The organism is Escherichia sp. TW09308 (assembly GCF_000208565.1).
GTDB lineage: Bacteria > Pseudomonadota > Gammaproteobacteria > Enterobacterales > Enterobacteriaceae > Escherichia > Escherichia marmotae.
Genome location: NZ_AEME01000001.1, coordinates 4,136,948 through 4,155,331, shown reverse-complemented (window position 1 = coordinate 4,155,331; position 18,384 = coordinate 4,136,948). Strand labels below are relative to the sequence as shown.

The 18,384-nt window shown below is 41.5% G+C and carries 14 protein-coding genes, 1 pseudogene and 1 riboswitch; of the genes and pseudogenes, 12 read left to right on the top strand and 3 right to left on the bottom strand.

Annotated features, from left to right (window positions below; genetic code table 11):
• Positions 1-103 precede the first annotated feature (103 nt).
• Positions 104-829 carry an HNH endonuclease gene (locus ESM_RS0120090; protein WP_000240374.1) on the top strand — a complete coding sequence of 242 codons (726 nt, stop codon included), beginning with the start codon at positions 104-106 and terminating at the stop codon, positions 827-829.
• 77 nt (positions 830-906) lie between these two features.
• Here the strand turns inward: ESM_RS0120090 and ESM_RS0120085 are convergent, their stop codons facing one another.
• Positions 907-1,254: a hypothetical protein gene (locus ESM_RS0120085; RefSeq protein ID WP_000737406.1), complete on the bottom strand. Its 348-nt coding sequence runs from the start codon at positions 1,252-1,254 to the stop codon at positions 907-909.
• Between the two features lie 110 nt (positions 1,255-1,364).
• Here ESM_RS0120085 and ESM_RS0120080 point away from each other — a divergent pair, with 110 nt between their 5' ends.
• Positions 1,365-1,829, top strand: coding sequence for a helix-turn-helix domain-containing protein (locus ESM_RS0120080; RefSeq protein WP_001316486.1), 465 nt, complete (start codon positions 1,365-1,367; stop codon positions 1,827-1,829).
• 166 nt (positions 1,830-1,995) lie between these two features.
• Here ESM_RS0120080 and ESM_RS0120075 read toward each other — a convergent pair whose 3' ends face one another.
• Positions 1,996-2,535 carry a recombinase family protein gene (locus ESM_RS0120075; RefSeq protein ID WP_000065230.1) on the bottom strand — a complete coding sequence of 180 codons (540 nt, stop codon included), beginning with the start codon at positions 2,533-2,535 and terminating at the stop codon, positions 1,996-1,998.
• Between the two features lie 2,024 nt (positions 2,536-4,559).
• Between ESM_RS0120075 and ESM_RS0120070 the strand changes: the two genes are divergently transcribed.
• The 3 genes from ESM_RS0120070 to ESM_RS0120060 are packed head-to-tail and all read left to right on the top strand — an operon-like array spanning position 4,560 to position 5,737.
• The gene (locus ESM_RS0120070) at positions 4,560-4,748 is read left to right on the top strand and encodes a hypothetical protein (protein ID WP_000873436.1); all 189 of its coding nucleotides are present in this window, start codon (positions 4,560-4,562) and stop codon (positions 4,746-4,748) included.
• A 19-nt stretch (positions 4,749-4,767) separates the two neighbouring features.
• Positions 4,768-4,950: a hypothetical protein gene (locus ESM_RS0120065; RefSeq protein ID WP_000894473.1), complete on the top strand. Its 183-nt coding sequence runs from the start codon at positions 4,768-4,770 to the stop codon at positions 4,948-4,950.
• A gap of 37 nt (positions 4,951-4,987) precedes the next feature.
• Positions 4,988-5,737: a hypothetical protein gene (locus ESM_RS0120060; RefSeq protein WP_000034849.1), complete on the top strand. Its 750-nt coding sequence runs from the start codon at positions 4,988-4,990 to the stop codon at positions 5,735-5,737.
• 195 nt (positions 5,738-5,932) lie between these two features.
• On the opposite strand, the gene ESM_RS0120055 is transcribed toward ESM_RS0120060, so the two are convergent.
• Positions 5,933-6,172, bottom strand: coding sequence for an HTH-like domain-containing protein (locus tag ESM_RS0120055; protein ID WP_000141033.1), 240 nt, complete (start codon positions 6,170-6,172; stop codon positions 5,933-5,935).
• A 215-nt stretch (positions 6,173-6,387) separates the two neighbouring features.
• A riboswitch (TPP riboswitch) is annotated at positions 6,388-6,484 on the top strand.
• A 34-nt stretch (positions 6,485-6,518) separates the two neighbouring features.
• Between ESM_RS0120055 and thiM the strand changes: the two genes are divergently transcribed.
• From thiM to ESM_RS0120015, 7 genes and pseudogenes are all read left to right on the top strand, one after another.
• Positions 6,519-7,307 (top strand): hydroxyethylthiazole kinase, encoded by a 789-nt coding sequence (gene thiM, locus ESM_RS0120045; RefSeq protein ID WP_001195641.1) that lies wholly within the window; start codon positions 6,519-6,521, stop codon positions 7,305-7,307.
• Positions 7,304-8,105, top strand: a pseudogene (gene thiD, locus ESM_RS01000000125410) (bifunctional hydroxymethylpyrimidine kinase/phosphomethylpyrimidine kinase). The gene thiM and the pseudogene thiD overlap by 4 nt, the downstream one beginning before the upstream one ends.
• A 65-nt stretch (positions 8,106-8,170) precedes the next feature.
• Positions 8,171-8,986: a glycoside hydrolase family 25 protein gene (locus ESM_RS0120035; RefSeq protein WP_010379942.1), complete on the top strand. Its 816-nt coding sequence runs from the start codon at positions 8,171-8,173 to the stop codon at positions 8,984-8,986.
• An 85-nt stretch (positions 8,987-9,071) separates the two neighbouring features.
• Complete coding sequence (locus ESM_RS0120030; protein ID WP_024257704.1) at positions 9,072-11,645, top strand: DUF6493 family protein; 2,574 nt, start codon at positions 9,072-9,074, stop codon at positions 11,643-11,645.
• Positions 11,642-14,299, top strand: a complete 2,658-nt coding sequence (locus tag ESM_RS0120025; protein WP_000129674.1) for a DUF6493 family protein — start codon at positions 11,642-11,644, stop codon at positions 14,297-14,299. Before ESM_RS0120030 ends, ESM_RS0120025 begins: the two co-directional genes overlap by 4 nt.
• Positions 14,300-14,338: 39 nt before the next feature.
• Positions 14,339-17,023, top strand: coding sequence for a DUF6493 family protein (locus ESM_RS0120020; RefSeq protein WP_000381769.1), 2,685 nt, complete (start codon positions 14,339-14,341; stop codon positions 17,021-17,023).
• Positions 17,024-18,367 (top strand): SWIM zinc finger family protein, encoded by a 1,344-nt coding sequence (locus ESM_RS0120015; protein WP_000391260.1) that lies wholly within the window; start codon positions 17,024-17,026, stop codon positions 18,365-18,367.
• The last annotated feature ends 17 nt before the right edge of the window (positions 18,368-18,384 follow it).

The window sequence follows — 18,384 nt, the reverse complement described above, 5'->3', positions numbered from 1 at the left end:
TAACCAGCTAATAATTTGTAGATTTTTATTGTCTGAGATCAAAAATTTTCACAACTAATTTACAATAATAACTTAAGATGAATTTAGGCTTAGTGAGTCTTCTATGGTTAAAAATTTAGGCAAAAAATACAAGTATGGCGATCAACCGATAAGAGCTATTACCATACAGATAATTGCTAATCAGTTTGGTGGGGCTGCAACGGCTAAGCAGGTAGATGATTATCTTAGAAAGCTATTTCCATCTTATAAAGATAATACTTGGCTCAATTTAATTGCTAATACAGTTAATTGTAAGCGGAGCTACTGGAGTTTCAACAAAACTGCCCGACGAACTGATGATGTAACTCATCGGCATCATAAGTATGACCGATTGTTCAAGCGTGGAAATATTTTTGAAATCTATCAACCATCTGTGCACGGTATTTGGGAATTATACCAGGATTTAGAAGGGATGTGGCGTTATCGTCAAGTAAAATCGGTTTTCGAAGAAGCTGTTGGGACGGCTGCAAAATTATCTTCAGTGGAACGAAAGCAAATTTTAGCGACAGAAAGTAAAATCCCGGAACTAATCGAAGTAACAACTCGAGTTTATAAACGAAGCCCATATGTAGTTGCTGAAGTTCTTTTGAGAGCAAATGGAAAATGTCAATATTGTAAGCGAGATGCTCCTTTTCTAAAGGAAGATGGTACTCCATTTCTAGAAGTTCATCATATTGAGTGGCTTTCAAAGGGGGGGGAGGACTCTGTGGAAAATGCTATTGCATTATGTCCTAATTGCCATAGACAAGCCCATTATGGCGATCTGACATTACTACCTGTTAATAAATAGGCTTGATGAAAGTTCTATTTCTATATTTTTCAATATACAAATTTCCCCAAAAACGGCGTGAATATCACGCCGATCAATCATACTTCAGAACACATACTCAATGTGTAAACAGCCATCTCTCCATCGGGATTAGAAGGGCGTAATACAAATATCGGTATACTGCCATTGTCAATGTATGTGGCTGCAACCCCTCCGTCAGGTGTAGCATACATCTTTGCGATGCTTTTTTGACCTACAAAATCAAGTCTCCAAGTTTTACCGCCAAGATTTATGGTCATTTTTTTATCTTGTATATCAAAAGTTGAATCTACAGAAACTTTCTGACTTCCCGAGTCAATATGACCTTCCTGTATTGCTTTACAGGAAAAGGTTGTGGCGTGGCCCATCACTGGAATTAACAAAGCGGCAAATACTAGTTTTTTCATTTGTCTCCCTTGGTGTGTCAAATGGATGGTGATGCTAATAATACATGATTGATTCAAAATGTCACGATTAGTGCGTGGTTAATTGGTGCGTCAAATTGCATCTTTGTGCCATGCGAAAGAATCTGAGATACCTTTTTGGACAACGAGTAAAAGAGTTCCGTATAGCTATTGGCTTAAGCCAAGAGGCCTTTGCAGATCGGTGTGGTTTTGCACGTAGTTATATGAGTCGAATTGAGCGTGGTTGCTCTAATGCATCTCTTGATGCAATTGAGGTTCTGGCTGACGCTTTGCGTATTGAGCCTTGGCAGTTACTAGCTTCTGATTCAAGGAAACCTGATGATCAGGAGGTACTTGTTCCTTATGCTGCAGATGGGTCGTGTTTTCATCCAGGATTGGCAAGTACTCGCGATGGTTCGTTTAGAGTAGGGGAAAAATCAGCCCAGAAACGTTTCAGTTCGTTCAATGAAGCTCTCGAATACCTTCGTGGAATGGAAACCGCGAAGTGGCGTAGGCCTAATGCTAGTGGTAATTGGGGAATTGTATCTGCGGTTAAATGGGATCGACTGAATCAATAAGATATCAGTAATTTTCGGGCCACTCCACAAGGCAATAAGTGGCTTAGTGGTGATTGTCGAAGGGGAATACAAGCGAGCACCTAGGCACCATTGCAAGAACCGCTCAACGCTGAGATCAGCAAGCCCCGATTTCTGCCGACCGTCCCTGTCAAATATCAAGGAGGCATTACGCCTCCTCTTCTTCCTTCTTAATTCGCTGTACCGTCGAAGGAGCAACATTAAAGATCTCGGCGGTTTTACGCACTGACACGCCATCAGAAAGGGCTTTCTTTATACCTTCTCTATCCACTGCCTTACCTTTACCACGCTTTGTAGGATTGACGGCTTGCGCTTCTCGTTTACGTTCTAACATCAGTTCACGTTCGCACGTTGCCACTGCCGACAACATAGTAAGCATCATTTTTCCCATCGCGCTTGTAATGTCTGCAATGATCCCTTCTTTGTGAAAGCGAACAATTACACCACGATTATTAAGTTGTTCAACTAAAGCAAGAATGTCTAAGGTGTTACGTCCAAGACGATCAAGAGAGTGGACGTGTAAGGTGTCGCCTTCTCTCAGATAGGATAAACACGCTTGTAAGCCTGGACGGTTAGTGTCTTTACCGGACAGCTTATCTTCAAAAACCTTATCGAGATTTACTCCTGCAAGCTGGCGATCAGTGTTCTGATCTACAGTGCTCACACGCTTATAGCCGATATTGCTCATAAAATCCCCTTAATGTATCGATTTGGCACTATTCCAATGCAAATGAGTATATCGTATTCATTTGATCTGTTTCAATCCTTATGGGTACGGAATATTACTCGATTTAGATGTATTCATTTGGTATGCCTAATGGATACACAGGGGAATAGATTAAATGGTGTTCTGTTTATACAGGTTTATTTGTTAGATCAACAATTTGGCATTTCTAAACAGATGTTTGAACGTTGCCAAATGTCTTGACAACACAAGAAAAGGGCTTGCTATGCCACGCATTACACGAAATAAGGCTGTAAAAACAAAATAAATTTTAAAATTTGCACAAACGAGAAAACTCGTTCAGAAACAAGCAGAACAATTTTTAGCCAAAAATTTCTGATGGTGCTCTGTAAGCCGCATTACACAAGGCTTTGCGAAAGTGATGTAAAAGTGAAGAAAGTTAACATTGCACTTTTAAGCTACTTTTCATTGGATTTTTTAGTAGGGAATTACACAGGGAATAGAGAGCATTATTCTATGATTTACACAGGGAATATAGGGGATTATGGCACACACATAGAAAGGCATTACACAGAGTGCTATGTGACAAATGGATGTAACGAGAGGTTACATTCAGCTATCTGAAATGCTCTCTGTAAGAAAGTTGGTAGTAACGATACGTTACATAGAATAATTATTGAATGTAACGATATTACACATCGGTAGTAACGATACGTTACATCGGAAGATGATTGGATGTAACGAAAGGTTACACAATAAGATATATTATTTATAATACTAAATAAAACTATATTATATTATTAATTAGATCATAATAATATTCTTTATATCTATATATATGATCTTTTTGCCTTCCGGCGTTTGCTTCACTCTCTGGCAAGCAGCCTTACTCCGCTACCTTTGGGCTTCGTGGCTGGCCCGTTACGCTCACACCGAAAGCAAAGTGTTACTCTTTCTTCGTGTAACTATCGTTAGCGGTAACGCCCACGAAGAAATACTATTGCGCTGTGCGCAGTAAGAGTAATCACCTAAACAATCATACTGATTGCTTACGTGTAAACTCTCTCTAACTCTTAATTACCCTCCTACATTTAATAACTCTGTTATTCGTGTAGTTGTGTAATTACTTCGAAGAGAGAGCGGCTAAAGCTCAATTACACTCTGCTTTCCTCGTGTAATTTCACTAAGCCTCAATACAATTTCACTTCCTACATTCTGTAGTCGTGTAATTGTTTTCGGTGGAAAAGCCAGAGGCGACACCGAAAGAGAATTCTGATCTTATTAATCTTATCTATCTTAGTTAATCTTCTTACTTTATCTTACTTACTTTATCTACTTTATTATTAATAATAGCTTTATAAGCTCTCTGTGTAGCTCTCTGACGCAAGAAACAGCATTCAGGAAGGGAATCACCTTAGAAAAGTGTTCTTTGCGTCATAATGTGTTTTATGAAGGATTCAGAGGTCTTTCATAACACAAGGTATAGAGGATACTTTAGTTAATTAAAAATAAGGGGTCTAAATGCTTCTCTAACAGCATTAAGCAGGGTAGGGAATAGAAACGCATTGTCTACATATATAAACTCACTACAGGGCTTTACAGAACGTTTTATAAAGTAACTAATCTAAGAACTCTCTATCTTATATCTACCATCACCTTTTCATATACCTGACAAATACAAATTAAGCCCCTTAAATAAGCTTCTGGCGAGCTAAGCAGCCATTACATAAGGGAATGTATTGCTTTTATCAAAACTTCGTTAGAACGCGTTTTAGCGCATTTTGGCTGGTAATAAAGAATAGCATTACATATAAGAGCACGAATTGCTAAGAAAAAATGTAACTACATTAAAAATATCAACTTTTTATGAAAAGATATTGACAAATGTCTCTTTCTATGTAATAATAGGTATTAGAGGGATAAGAATAGTTTCCTTTTCTATAAATAATCAAAATCAATGCACTTTGAAGCCGTCAGGTTTGCAAGGTGTTTTTTCTTTTAACCAAATAGAATAAGGAGGTTAATTAATGAAATATTTCACTCCACAGGATGTAGTGGAAGCCTGGAAACGTGGTGAGATCAACCGCTTTAAAGTAAGGATGTACAGGAACACCGCTCGCCGTTGTGGTTATCCAGAGCGTGAAAAATGTTTCGATGCAGCACTAAAAATTATTGATGAACTGCGAAAAAATGAAAAAGAATCTGAAACAGAGTAAAGAAGAGAAGGAGAAAACTATGCTCGAAACTAAGAAACCAATTCCGCGCACTTACCTACACGTTGACCCTGAAACCTTCAAGGTTTTATTTGCTGAAGCCAAGAAAAGGCAAATTATGGTCAGTGATTTGATGTTAGGAATCATTACTGAAGCAGCAGAGAATATCAAACAAAAAAAGGTAAATGATCCTCATTCACTTTAGTAGCGCATTAAGCGTGATTTATAAGGAGATTATTCTAATGTCTAAAATTAAATTGATTCGTGAAAAATACCAGTATGTTGATAAACAAACAGGAGAAATTAAAGACCGAACTTTGAATATACCTCATTACTTTTGTGAGATTGAGTTTATCTACTCCTCAAGTGTTGGTGGTGGAAAAGTTAAGTTTAGTGCAGAAATGCAAAAATTATATTGCTATGTTTCAGATTGGGATAAATCAGGGGGAATATGTTTTGAAACACAAACGAAGTTAAGTAAAGTTTGTAGCTGTAGCCGTAAGACAGTTAATGAATTGATTGGTCTTATGATTAAAATCGGTCTTTTAGAAGAGGTCGGAGAACGAATTCCAAAACGTCCTTTAAAATTACGTGCGCTACCTCTCACAGATGCACATATTACTCCCCCAGGAGAATCATCACTCTCTGATCTTTCTGAGGCAGAAGAAGCACAGGAACAACCTAAAGGCCATAAACAGCCTTCTTTTGATGTTCTTGATGATTGGTTGGATGCGCCTTTACCGTGGGAGACGGAAGAAACTCCTGTTTCACCAATATTTGATGAAAAGGTAACGAATGATAGGGAGGATGTGTTAGAAAATTTTGCCTCTCTTATTATCAAGCAGAAGCATACAAGAACAGGAGGAGCATCATTTATAGAATTTGCAACATCGTTAGCCTATAAGCACAGGTTAAAGCTACCAAATGGTATTGAGGCATATTTTTCTAAGAAACATTCCAAAGTATATGAAGACTTTGATATTCCATTTTAATAAGGAGGGTTATGATTCAATATTTAGTGAAAAATAAAATAGAATTCATCTATTCCACTCTCTAAAAATCTCTCTGTGTAATATAAAATGAAAATATTATGGTATTAGCTATGTGTTGGTTATTGTTCTTTCTGGCCTTAGAAACATATGCAAGTAAGTCTGGAAAACGAAAGTAATATATTGATGATTTGTTTGTTATAACTTCGTGGTGTCAAGTCCAGCAGCTTTGAGTCGCTCGGTAAGATTTCTCATTTTGCTGAACTCTGTACCAAAGCTGGCTTTAAATCCTACACCTCCACAAAACTCTTTTGCCGTAACCTTTTTAAGATGGTCAGCATATTTGATCATCTGGAGGTGCATTTCCATCGTTTGGCTATTTCGTGGTGCGCTGCTAATGGCTTGCTTAATGTTCTCGTAGATCTGGGTTTCTGTCATTTTTTATCTCACCTATCAAATTTAGAAAAATAATATTAATTAGCTAATTAATATAATCAATGGTTTTCACCATCTGAATGATAGTCGTTAATTGTTTCTTTTTCATTCCTTCTATGGGGTACAAAATGGGGTACACAGAGAAGAAGCAATTAATGGAGGCGAGCTTGCATCTGCAAGCCACTTCCCCTAAGCTGGCACAAAATATAGAGATTCAACCAAACGACTCGGGGTGCCCTTCTGCGTGAAGGCTGAGAAATACCCGTATCACCTGATCTGGATAATGCCAGCGTAGGGAAGTCACAGACCATCAGGTCATTGCTTCTTCACGTTATGGCAGGAGCAAACTATGCAAGTCGACCTGCTGAGTTCCGCGCAATCTGCGCGCATGTTACACCTCTTTCACCAACACTCTCCCCTTGTGCATTGCATGACCAATGATGTGGTGCAAACTTTTACTGCCAATACCTTACTGGCGCTCGGTGCATCGCCAGCGATGGTTATCGAAACCGAAGAGGCCAGTCAGTTTGCGGCCATCGCCAGTGCCTTGTTGATTAACGTAGGCACACTGACGCAGCTACGAGCACAAGCGATGCGTGCTGCCGTAGAACAGGCAACACGCTCCCAAACCCCCTGGACGCTTGATCCGGTCGCGGTTGGCGCACTCGAATATCGCCGTCATTTTTGCCACGAACTTTTATCGTTAAAGCCAGCGGCGATACGCGGTAATGCCTCTGAAATTATGGCATTAGCTGGTATCGCCAATGGTGGTCGCGGTGTGGATTCCACCGACGCCGCAGCCAACGCGTTACCCGCAGCACAAACACTGGCGAATGAAACCGGGGCTGTCGTCGTGGTCACGGGCGAGGTAGATTATGTTACCGATGGTCGTCGCATCGTTGGCATTCACGGCGGCGATCCGTTAATGACCAAAGTGGTAGGAACTGGTTGTGCATTATCGGCAGTTGTCGCTGCCAGTTGTGCATTACCGGGCGATACGCTGGAAAATGTTGCATCTGCCTGCCACTGGATGAAACAAGCCGGAGAACGTGCGGTCGCCAGAAGCGAAGGGCCGGGCAGTTTTATCCCCCATTTCCTTGATGCGCTCTGGCAACTGACGCAGGAGGTGCAGGCATGAAACGGGTTAACGCTCTGACGATTGCCGGTACTGATCCGAGTGGTGGTGCGGGGATTCAGGCCGATCTTAAAACTTTCTCGGCACTTGGCGCTTATGGTTGTTCGGTAATCACCGCACTGGTGGCGCAAAATACCCGCGGTGTACAGTCGGTGTATCGCATTGAGCCTGACTTTGTTGCCGCACAACTCGACTCAGTGTTCAGCGATGTGCGAATCGATACCACCAAAATCGGCATGCTGGCAGAGACGGATATTGTTGAAGCGGTGGCAGAACGGCTGCAACGTTACCAGATCCAAAACGTGGTGCTGGATACCGTTATGCTGGCTAAAAGCGGTGATCCGCTGCTTTCACCTTCGGCGGTTGCCACGCTACGCAGTCAATTATTGCCGCACGGTTTCATTAATCACCCCAAATTTGCCGGAGGCTGCTGCTTTACTCGATTCTCCACACGCGCGTAATGAACAGGAAATGCTGGAGCAGGGGCGTGAATTATTGGCGATGGGCTGTGGTGCCGTGTTGATGAAAGGTGGTCATCTGGATGATGAGCAAAGCCCGGACTGGTTGTTTACCCGCGACGGCGAACAACGGTTTACCGCACCGCGTATTATGACCAAAAACACGCATGGCACTGGTTGTACATTATCTGCGGCGCTGGCAGCGCTGCGTCCGCGTCACACGAATTGGGCTGACACCGTACAGGAAGCAAAAAGCTGGCTATCAGCGGCGTTAGCCCAGGCCGATACGCTGGAAGTTGGCCACGGGAATGGTCCGGTTCACCACTTTCACGCCTGGTGGTGAGCATCATACTATAGCTGCTTTGGCATTTTTCAGCGTGTTCGCGCTGAAATTCAGGGATGAAACCAATGCAGCTAAAAATAGCCAGTCGAAAAAAATTCACCGCCTTGTTCTGCGCTCTGGGGCTAATTTCCATCGTGGCGATTTATCCTCGTCAGACGGTGAATTTTTTCTGGTCGACAGCAATTCAGATTAAAGACTACATCCACTTTTATGGTTATCGCCCGGTCAAATCTTTTGCTATTCGAATCCCTGCCAATTACACCATTCATGGTATTGATGTTTCACGCTGGCAGGCGCGGATCGACTGGCAACGTGTCGCAAAAATGCGCGACAACGGTATCCGCTTACAGTTTGCTTTTATTAAGGCTACGGAAGGCGAAAAGCTGGTAGACCCGTATTTCTCGCGTAACTGGCGTCAAAGCTACAAAAATGGCTTATTGCGCGGGGCATATCACTATTTTTCTCCGTCGGTCTCAGCTTCCGTTCAGGCGCGATTATTTCTGCAAACGGTGGATTTCTCACAAGGCGATCTGCCAGCGGTGCTGGACGTAGAAGAACGTGGGAAATTATCGGCAAAAGAATTACGCAAGCGGGTAAGTCAGTGGCTAAAAATGGTTGAAAAGAGCACGGGCAAAAAGCCGATTATTTATGCGGGGGCGACGTTTTATCACACGAATCTGGCGGGATATTTCAATGAATACCCGTGGTGGGTGGCCCATTATTATCAGCGACGCCCGGACAATGACGGCCTGGCCTGGCATTTCTGGCAGCATTCCGACCGTGGACAGGTGGATGGCGTAAATGGTCCGGTGGATTTTAATGTGTTTAATGGCACGGTGGAGGAGCTGCAGGCTTTTGTGGGAGACACACTTACGAAGTAAATTATAAAAATCAGAATTTCGGGGGCTGATAAAACAGGTAAACAACCTGGTATCATTGATAAAACTTCATGGAAGAGACTATCTGATGATACCTGTAGAACTCATTCAACAAAAAAATTATTCAGCCATTGTAGACTGGGCATTGTCATTAACCGAAGTTGAGCGAATTACTACCTTAAAGGAATTGTTGACGCTTGATTATAAATCACTTTGTTTGGGTGAATGTGTAGACGATGTAATCTCTTTGACAAAAATTGTTTGTGCTCGCAGTTATGCAGAACAAAAAATGTTTCCAGTTAGCTGGCCAGTGAAACATACATTGCTTCATGAAGTTAGCAGAAGTCGTTATCATACTATACACGATGCACTAATTACTTTTTTTACCCATTCCCCTCCTGATTATCTGGATAGTGTGCTTAAGGATTGTTTGCGCACGCCGCATACATACCCAGATATCCGCCTTCTATGGAGCTGCTATAAACATGGTTGGGTTATTTTTGACGAATCAGCATTTGCCAACGCATTATTTCACATTGAGATTTATACTCGTAATGCTCAGAATGAAATTGTTTGGATGCGGGAGAATTCACAGGTAATAGAAAAGGTCATTTTACCATTCCCGCAATATGACGTCCCAGTGCTTTTGCAAAGCCACTTCCATAAGGCCGACAACTCACATCAGTGTGGTGTTGTTACCGAGTACTGGGATGATGTGTTTATGCAACTGATTGCGGAAAATCTTCTGCCTCGTCAATTAATCAAGGAATTATTAACTTCATTAACAAATAACTTTAAAAAAGATCGCCTTAACTGGCATATTCGTCTAATAAAGATGTTTAACCCGCAAGAGGATGAATGGATTGCTAACCAGCAATTATTATTTTTAGGACTGAATGCCAGTAATAATACGGTAGTAAATTTTGTTATTCAGATAATACAAACATTTTGCTGTCATCCTGAGTTTGACCATTCATCATTTATGCAGTATTTTCCGGTTATTAGCGGACGTGAAAAATGCGATAAAATATTATTCTTAGCACTTGATATTGCCGAGGTGTTGGCAGAACGCTATCCCCAATATCGTACAACACTGGCGAAAAACGTATCTGGCACCTTAATTCAGCGCACCGAAAAATTACAACTACGCACAGTTGAATTAATGATGAAATACCAATCAGCACAGGATGTGGCCGCGTTAGCTGAGCCATGGTTGGGGAGCTTAAAGCACAGTGTACTGGCACTGTTGCAATGTGATTCACCGTTGGGCGAAGGTTATGTAATTCCCATGCTACAACATGAGATGGTCATTATTCCTGATAGCTGGGATGGGGTGTTGTTTCAAACAGGAAAAATGTTGGAAAATAAAGAAGAACTGGATATTGAGATTTTTTATGCCGGGATTATTGCTTTGCAAGATAAACTTCCTGGTGATTATAAAAAACAATTGCAACCCTATTATAAAAAATTGCATAAAAAGTATCTCGGATCATCAATACTCTATAGCCTGCGGGATTTTTTTCAGCAGTGGTTTAATGATGAATACGCATCAACGCCAGAGTGGCATGAACGGCGTTTACCGCATTTACAGAACCAAAACCAACTGGTGCTGGCGCGACTGCGTGATAACTGCCACTTAACGTTACTGGCAACACCAAGTCACACGCCGTTCTATGTTTCGCCGCAAATATTGGTGGAGCGATTATTGGCCCACGAACGCGAGAATTATCCGGTTGATCTTGATGATTTAATTGTCGCCTGTAATCGTATTTTGCCTGGCGAGATAATAGCAGAAGTGAAGCAACAGGCATTAATGTTAACAGGGAAATATGCCCAGGCGGTGCAATATTTGTTGGGGATCACTGATGAAATATCGGCAACAAATGATGCGTTTTTACCACTCTGGACGCAGATTACACGTACCCGAACTACAAACGGGGTGTTTCCACAATATGAATCTATCGCCAAAGAGCTGGTGAGTTGGCCTGGCATCCTCCAACCATTTACCTGTACATATCGCATATTAATTGATAAGAATAAATATAAAACCTGGTACAGACTGGTATTAAATAACAGTGTGATTCATTACGGGAAGAGAGATAGTCTTCACTCTTATCCTGCTCATTATTACTATATTAGTCTCCGTCGTGATGAGTGTTGTCACTGGAAGGACTTTTTGTATTATTTATCCCTGGTGCCAAATTATCCAGATTGCTGGTTAAGTTTTTTTGTTCCAGATACAGCAACGGGAAACGAAGTCGATGGGGTTGAAGAATGTTTATACCCTTTGCAATATTTACTTGAAAAACAACTTCACGTTCATCACGCAGGTTGGATCTACATTGCAGTTTGTTTACTTTTTGAGAAAAAAATTAGCCGCAATTTGGCCGCTGAATATATACAATTGGCTATCCAGCATAACTTTATAGACAGTCACTATCTGTCTGAATGTATTGCTTATTTATTGATGAATAAGTATGCTCCGGTTAATAGATTTATAGAATATCTTGATAACCACAACAGCGATCCAGCAGTACGAAAATTCCAAAAGAAAATTGTTGAGAATTGCATCACACTGGCTGGTGACAAAGAACTCCCCATTAATTATAAAAAATTAATAGCTTATCTTAATGAATTTACTCTACAAGGATGTGAAGAGTGACCGATATTAAAGAACAATACACTAATATTATTGAGTCGGGAAATTCAGAGCAGTTTATTGCTTTCTTGAAAACGCAGGATGAAAAACTGCGCAATACGTTGGTGCCGTTGATTAAAAGGGATGTAAAACGGTTATACGAACAGTTTGACCGACAAAGTGGGCGGTATAAGGCTACTGCTGTTCAATTAGATATGTTAGGTGTCGCTATACTAAGTTGTTTTACGTGGAATGATATAAAAAAACTTTCGCCACAATTAGTTCGCCAAAATAATACTATTAACAGAGTGCTTCAATGGTATTGTCCACCATGGTTTGCTAAATTTATAAACTTGTATATACAGGAATCTCATAAACGTGGCTACGGTTTTATATTTTATGAAGAGTTAGCCGAATGGTTAAGTCAGGGGTATCTGGAACGTCAGACTCTGGAGGATGAAACAATAGCACAAACATTAGTTCCTCCACATGAGTCACTGGAAAAGTATCCCTTTTATTTTGAAGAGCATATCTGGTTAGTATTTCACTATCCGAACTATCTTTCTACCCGATGGCTGGAGTCTATAAAAACATACACAAAAAACCAACGCTTAGATCGCTTCCGCCTTCTTAATGAAAGCCTTCTGGCCGTTAATCGTGGTTTTAATAAAGATCAAACGAATTTTTATGCCACATTATTCAGCGCACTGGAGCCGACTGGTGATGAATGCTTGCAACTTCAGGATGAACTCATAGCAACATTTTGTTGTCCGCATAGTAAACCTGTTACGACGTCCCTACAGGCTATCAAAAAGATCCTTGATAACGACGATTTTCATCGTGATGAGTTTCTTACCCAATTACCATTACTGTTATCGTCAACGACCAAAGGCGTTGTTGATAGCACCTTAACCATTACCGATAAACTTGCGAAGCAGAATCCCGAGAAAAGGGCGGAAATCTGTCAACATCTGACGGGAGTCTTTATAAATAAAGATGCCAGTTTGCAAAATAAAGCAGCAAAATTAATTGCCAAATACGGTAGCCCTACTGAACCTGAACTAAGCTCACTATTAATGAGTTACGCCGATAACATACTTATTGGCGCTCGGGAATTATTAACTGACTTTCTTGATATCAAACCCATGGTTGTTGATGAAGCGGTACAATTGTACCCGGTTATGCCGCTGATTCGTGATGATAATCGTATCCCCGAAATTGAAACCTGGGATGATTTTATTTTCCTGGTTGGTAGGGCGTTTCATAATCTTGACTCCTTTTCTTTTGACCAACTCCCTGCGGCACTGTTACGTTTTTCAGAACAAATTAATAAAGACAATATTGAACAATTGATACCCGCTTTTGCCAATGCTTTGAAAACACTTCATACCTGGTCAGGTACTCAAGGAAGTTTCGATAAAATACTGGCAAGTTTCTTTATGGAGTTTGCAGATTTTATCCAAACAAAATATCACAATGAAAATATTGACAGGCAATGTCAAAAATATCATGAGCTAATTAATCATCAAGATAAGTATCAAAAGCTAAATTGGGGATTTAATGAGTGGCAGAAATCAACGAAAGCAGTATTTCAGCCATGGATTAATATTTTATTAAACACACTTACATTACTTAAAAAATCAAGCGGCCTACCGTTGCTTTCGACACCAACTCATCTTCCCTGTTTTATTGAACCACGTATTTTAATTGACCGTCTATATCGATACCAGCAGGCTGGAGAATCACCTTGCGGATTCGATTTTCAACTCGCGATACAGCGATGTGTTCCAGGCACAGAAAGCCTGTTGCCCAATGATTTTAACCGCCAATATTCAGAACTGATGAACTACTTGCGCTCTGGTAATGTTTCTTCTCTGGACGCCGTAAATGATGATGATCTAGTGCTTACTGCAATTTTAACACGTCAGGTTTTTTTACCCGATGTTGATTCTTATACCAGAGGGAATTTGTTATTGGCGAAGCGAGACACTCCGGTAGAAATATTGAAAAATAAGTATGATTGGAAATTATTAACAAAAGTTAACCAGAATCAATATACCAATAAAGAAATTGTTTATAAGCAACTCCATTTTGATATTCCCCGTTATTGGCACGATGAAAATTCAACATTATTTTATGAATATAGTTTTATGCGGTTTCCTGAAGGCCATAGTGCAGATCGAAAGCGAATATTATTCTCTTTCCCCTGGCATAGTGAGGCAATGCTGGCGCGCTTCATAGCAATTAATTTTAAAAATGCTTCTAAAGAAGCCAGAGAGATCATTAACCTGCTTCAGGCCATGCTTGAACTGCCTTTGCCACTTTCACCCATGGGTCATCTACTTACCGCTTTTTGCATGCTTCACGCCGACAAAACGGTGCGTGCTCTTGCTGGCGAACTATGGATTGAAAAGCTGCGTTATCCACAAGGTGTGAATTCTACCCATATCGGCGACATCCTTGGACGGTTGGAAAAAGAGAGCTGGGCACCACTCAAACGCTTTACCGATCTCGCCATGCAGTCGCTTATCAATATCAGTTTCCGGCACAATCAGGCATTACTTGAGATGGTATGTGCAATGGATAGCCATTTGAGCACGGTAAAAATCACCAATTACAAAAAGCTGACTGAACTACGGCAGGAACTTGAAGGTTTGGTGCTGCATTGTAAAAGCTAATTTAGTACGTATAAAAAAAGATATTCAGAGAGGAGAATAATGGATACGACTCAAGAGCATTACAGCAAAATCATTGAATCAGGGAATTCAGAACAATTATTAGCATTTCTGAAGTCGCTGGATGATAAGCAGCGGAAAAATTTAGTGCCGCTTATAAAGAAAGACGTGAAACGATTAGGCGAGTATCAATGGCATGAAGTAAGCATCGGTGGTTTTCGTGGAAGAACTTACCAGCAAGATGGTACAAAAAATCAGTTAGAGATGCTTAGCGTGGCGATCATCAGTTGCTATGCACGAAAAGACTGTAAAAATATTGAACGTAACTTGTTGAGTTCTAATGAGGCAGTTAAACAAACACTCAAATGGCACTGCCCGGAATGGCTTACTGATTATATTAATGGTGATATTAAAGGTGGAGATTTTTCAATAGATTATGCCACTCTCTGCGACTGGATTGCCGAAAAATATGTTGGTAATATTACACCGCAGGTTATTGTTAATAAAATTACTTCAGCATCAACTCTTGAAAACCATCGTTTTTCTTTAGACGATCATATCTGGATGGTGTTTAATTATCCGTGCAGTGTTTCATGGTCAGATCAGTGGTATCCAAAGGAAAGTAAACCTGAGGATGCCGGGGGACGAAAATGGATATATTTCTTCAAAAAATATATCACGGAAAAACGCATCAACAGAATAAAAGTATTAAAAGAAAGTTTGCTCGCGGTTAATCGTAATTTTAATCGTGAACAAACATGCTGGTACGCAACGTTATTTTCTTCACTGCAACCGACAGCGGACGAATGTTTGCAACTTCAGGAGGCGCTATTTTCAACATATTATTGCCCGCACAGTAAACCTATCACTACGGCATTGCAGGCAATCAAAAAAATATCCGAACATCCGCAATTTCACCATGATGAGTTTATCTCCTGCCTTCCACAGTTATTTTCTTTCACCACTAAAGGTATTGTCGATAGCGCATTAACGATTGCTGATAAACTGGCGAAACTGCACCCTGATAAAAAATTTGAAATCTGCCAACACCTCACCACGGTATTCCTCAGCAAAGATATCGGGCTACAAAATAAAGCAGCGAAGTTAATTGCAAAATATGCCAGTCCCTTAGAACCAGAAATAAGTTCGTTATTAAGTCGTTATGGCGATAATCTGCTTACAGGCGCTCGTGATTTATTAACCGACTTTCTTGATGTTACGCCGCTTACGTCCGATAAATCTGCTGAACTTTCTCCCGTATTTCCACTGATTCGTGAAGATAACCGTATCGCAGAAATTGAAACCTGGGATGATTTTGTCTTCCTGGCAGGCCAGGCATTTCATAACGTCGAGTCGTATCACTTTGACCTGTTACCAGCCGCATTATTACGTTTTGCTCCTGAAATTAATGAAGAGAATGTGAACCAACTGGAACCGGCGTTTATGCAGGCGCTTGAGGCATCTGAACATATTTCTTTTTTTGAAGGAATGCTGGGCTTTTTCTTTATGGAATATGCGGCAGAACTTATCTCACGTTTTCCACTACAGACAGCAAAAATTAAAATAATGTATGAAGATTTTAAGAGTTTAAAAAATACAACTGACAAATGGAAAAAGATAGACTGGGGGTTTCATTCCTATGATACAGAGAACAAAAAACGAAACCGCTCATGGATTGCGTTTTTCAAAAATATTCTGTTGTTATTAACAAACCAGGCAAATCTGCCTTTGCTTTCAACACCCACGCATCTACCTTGCTTTATTGACCCGGCGGTGTTTGTTCAGCGCCTTTTGCAATACCAGAATGCGGGTGTGGAGCCTTGTAGTCAGGATATGCAACTTGCGATTCAACGGTGTGTATTTATTGGCAATCAGCCTGACATTTCACAACTTAACCCCGGATATGCTGCATTAGTGCGATATTTGTTATCCGGTGAGCAAGACGCATTAGCACACGTTGCGCATGATGAATGGAAACTGGCGGCCATTATTACCCGCAGTGCGGTGAACGCTGATACAACCTCTTTTGATGTCGGGTATGCATTGCTGGAAAAACATGCGTTACCGATGGCGTTATTAAGCAATATGTTCCCCTGGTTCATCAAGGAAAACAAAGCTCACCTCCCTGTTCGAACATTCAACTTTGACGTCACAACGGCTGTTCAAAATCTGGAGATGACTTTGTTCTATGCTGACAGTTTCATGCCTTGCGATAAATACAGTTACTTTGGCGGAGAGTATAAGCGGCGAACGCTGTATGCTTTCCCCTGGCAGGGTGATGTCACACTCATGCGTTATATTGAAATGAATTTTCATGATCCAAACATTTCATCAACGAAATCGAATCTGGAGATCCTTCAGGCCCTGTATGATCTACCATTGCCACTTTCTCCAGTAGGGCATTTGCTTACCGCGCTTTGTATGCTTCACTCTGACAAAACTGTCCGTGCACTTGCCGGAGAGTTATGGATTGAGAAGCTACGTTACCCACAAGGTATCAATTCTGCCCATATCGGCGACATTCTGGGGCAGCTTGAAAAAGAGAGCTGGGCACCACTCAAACGCTTCACCGATCTCGCCATGCAGTCGCTTATCAATATCAGTTTCCGCCACAATCAGGCATTACTTGAGATGGTAAGTGCAATGGATAGCCATTTGAGTACGGTAAAAATCACCAACTATAAAAAGCTCAACGAGCTGCAACACGAACTTACAAGGAAGTCATAAATGGAAGAGATACTCACTTATAGTTACAACATCCCATCCGCTTTGCACAAAACGAACGGTAAAGATGAATTACGCCTGGCGAAATACAGCGAGATTCAAAAGGCGTCTGACGCGCCCTGTTTTTTTATCGGCCAGGTCAGGCAACCTTTTATGATGGCGCGCTGTTTAATTGCACTTTCCAATGTGGTGAAGTCGAGTTTTAACCTTTCGCCTGCGCAACTGGCGCTACTGAAAGATCCTATTGTCAGCGCAGGATATGAACGGGTGCGTTTTGAAGGCTTTTCTCATTGTGCCGGAGTTTATGTGCGGCTTGATATTTTGCCCGATGGCTTAAACGGTGAGTTTTTACAAAGCGGCACGACCAATGTCGATTTTAACCAGCCCATGCTTTCGGCATTAGCGGGGGTAAGCAATAGTGGAGATGTTACATTATCCGTCGGTCAGAAATCGGTGGGGTTACATCTGGAAAATCACAAGGTTATTGAACGCAAAGTGCCACTTCCGGTGAAATGGATCAAAGGCTTGAGTAGTGTGCAGGTCTATCTTGCGCAATCAGCAAAAGGTCACCAGTTCACAAAAGTCCAGGCGCAGCAACTGTTTCGCTCATTACCCAAAGGGCAGGTGAAAACCGATTACTATTTACAGGTGCGTGGTACGACACCACAGTTTTCGCCCGTAAAATCAGTCAATGCGATTTGTATTGGCGGGCTGCATCGTCTGCGCTTACTGGAACCCTTGTTACCTTTTGCTGATTGTTTGCAGGTCTTCGCGCAACCAGATATGCAATCCACCACCTGGCAACTCTGGTTTGGCGATCTGCGTTTTACGCTTTCTTTATCTCGTGATTGCTGGCGTGGATTTTCTGGCGAAGGGGCGACGCTGGATGCGCTAAATGAGGGGATTGATGAGAGTTGGCTGACTATTTTTGATGAGCATGCACAGGCCAACCAGACCATTAGCCCGGCATTTTTTGCTTCTGGTGGCAGTCAGTGGCTGGGAAAAACCGACACCCTGGCCGCGCAACTGGCGGCAATGGGATTACTGGGTTATGACCTTACCGATAATGCATATTTTTATCGCCAGTTGCCGTTCAAACTCTCCCGCATAATGACTCTGAATCCCCGTCTGAAAGGGGCAGATAAATTACTGCAAGAGAACAAAGTTGAAATTATTAGCCAGCAGCCAGCCAGAACAGAGGCGCGAGTTGAAGGAAGTGGGGTACGACATACCGTCATTCTCGATGCAAATGGTGAACGCTGTACCTGTGAATGGTTCAGTAAATATCAGGGCGAAAGAGGGCCGTGCAAACATGTGCTGGCGGTGAAGAAACTGCTAAGGCAATAGGTGCGTGATATACTCCT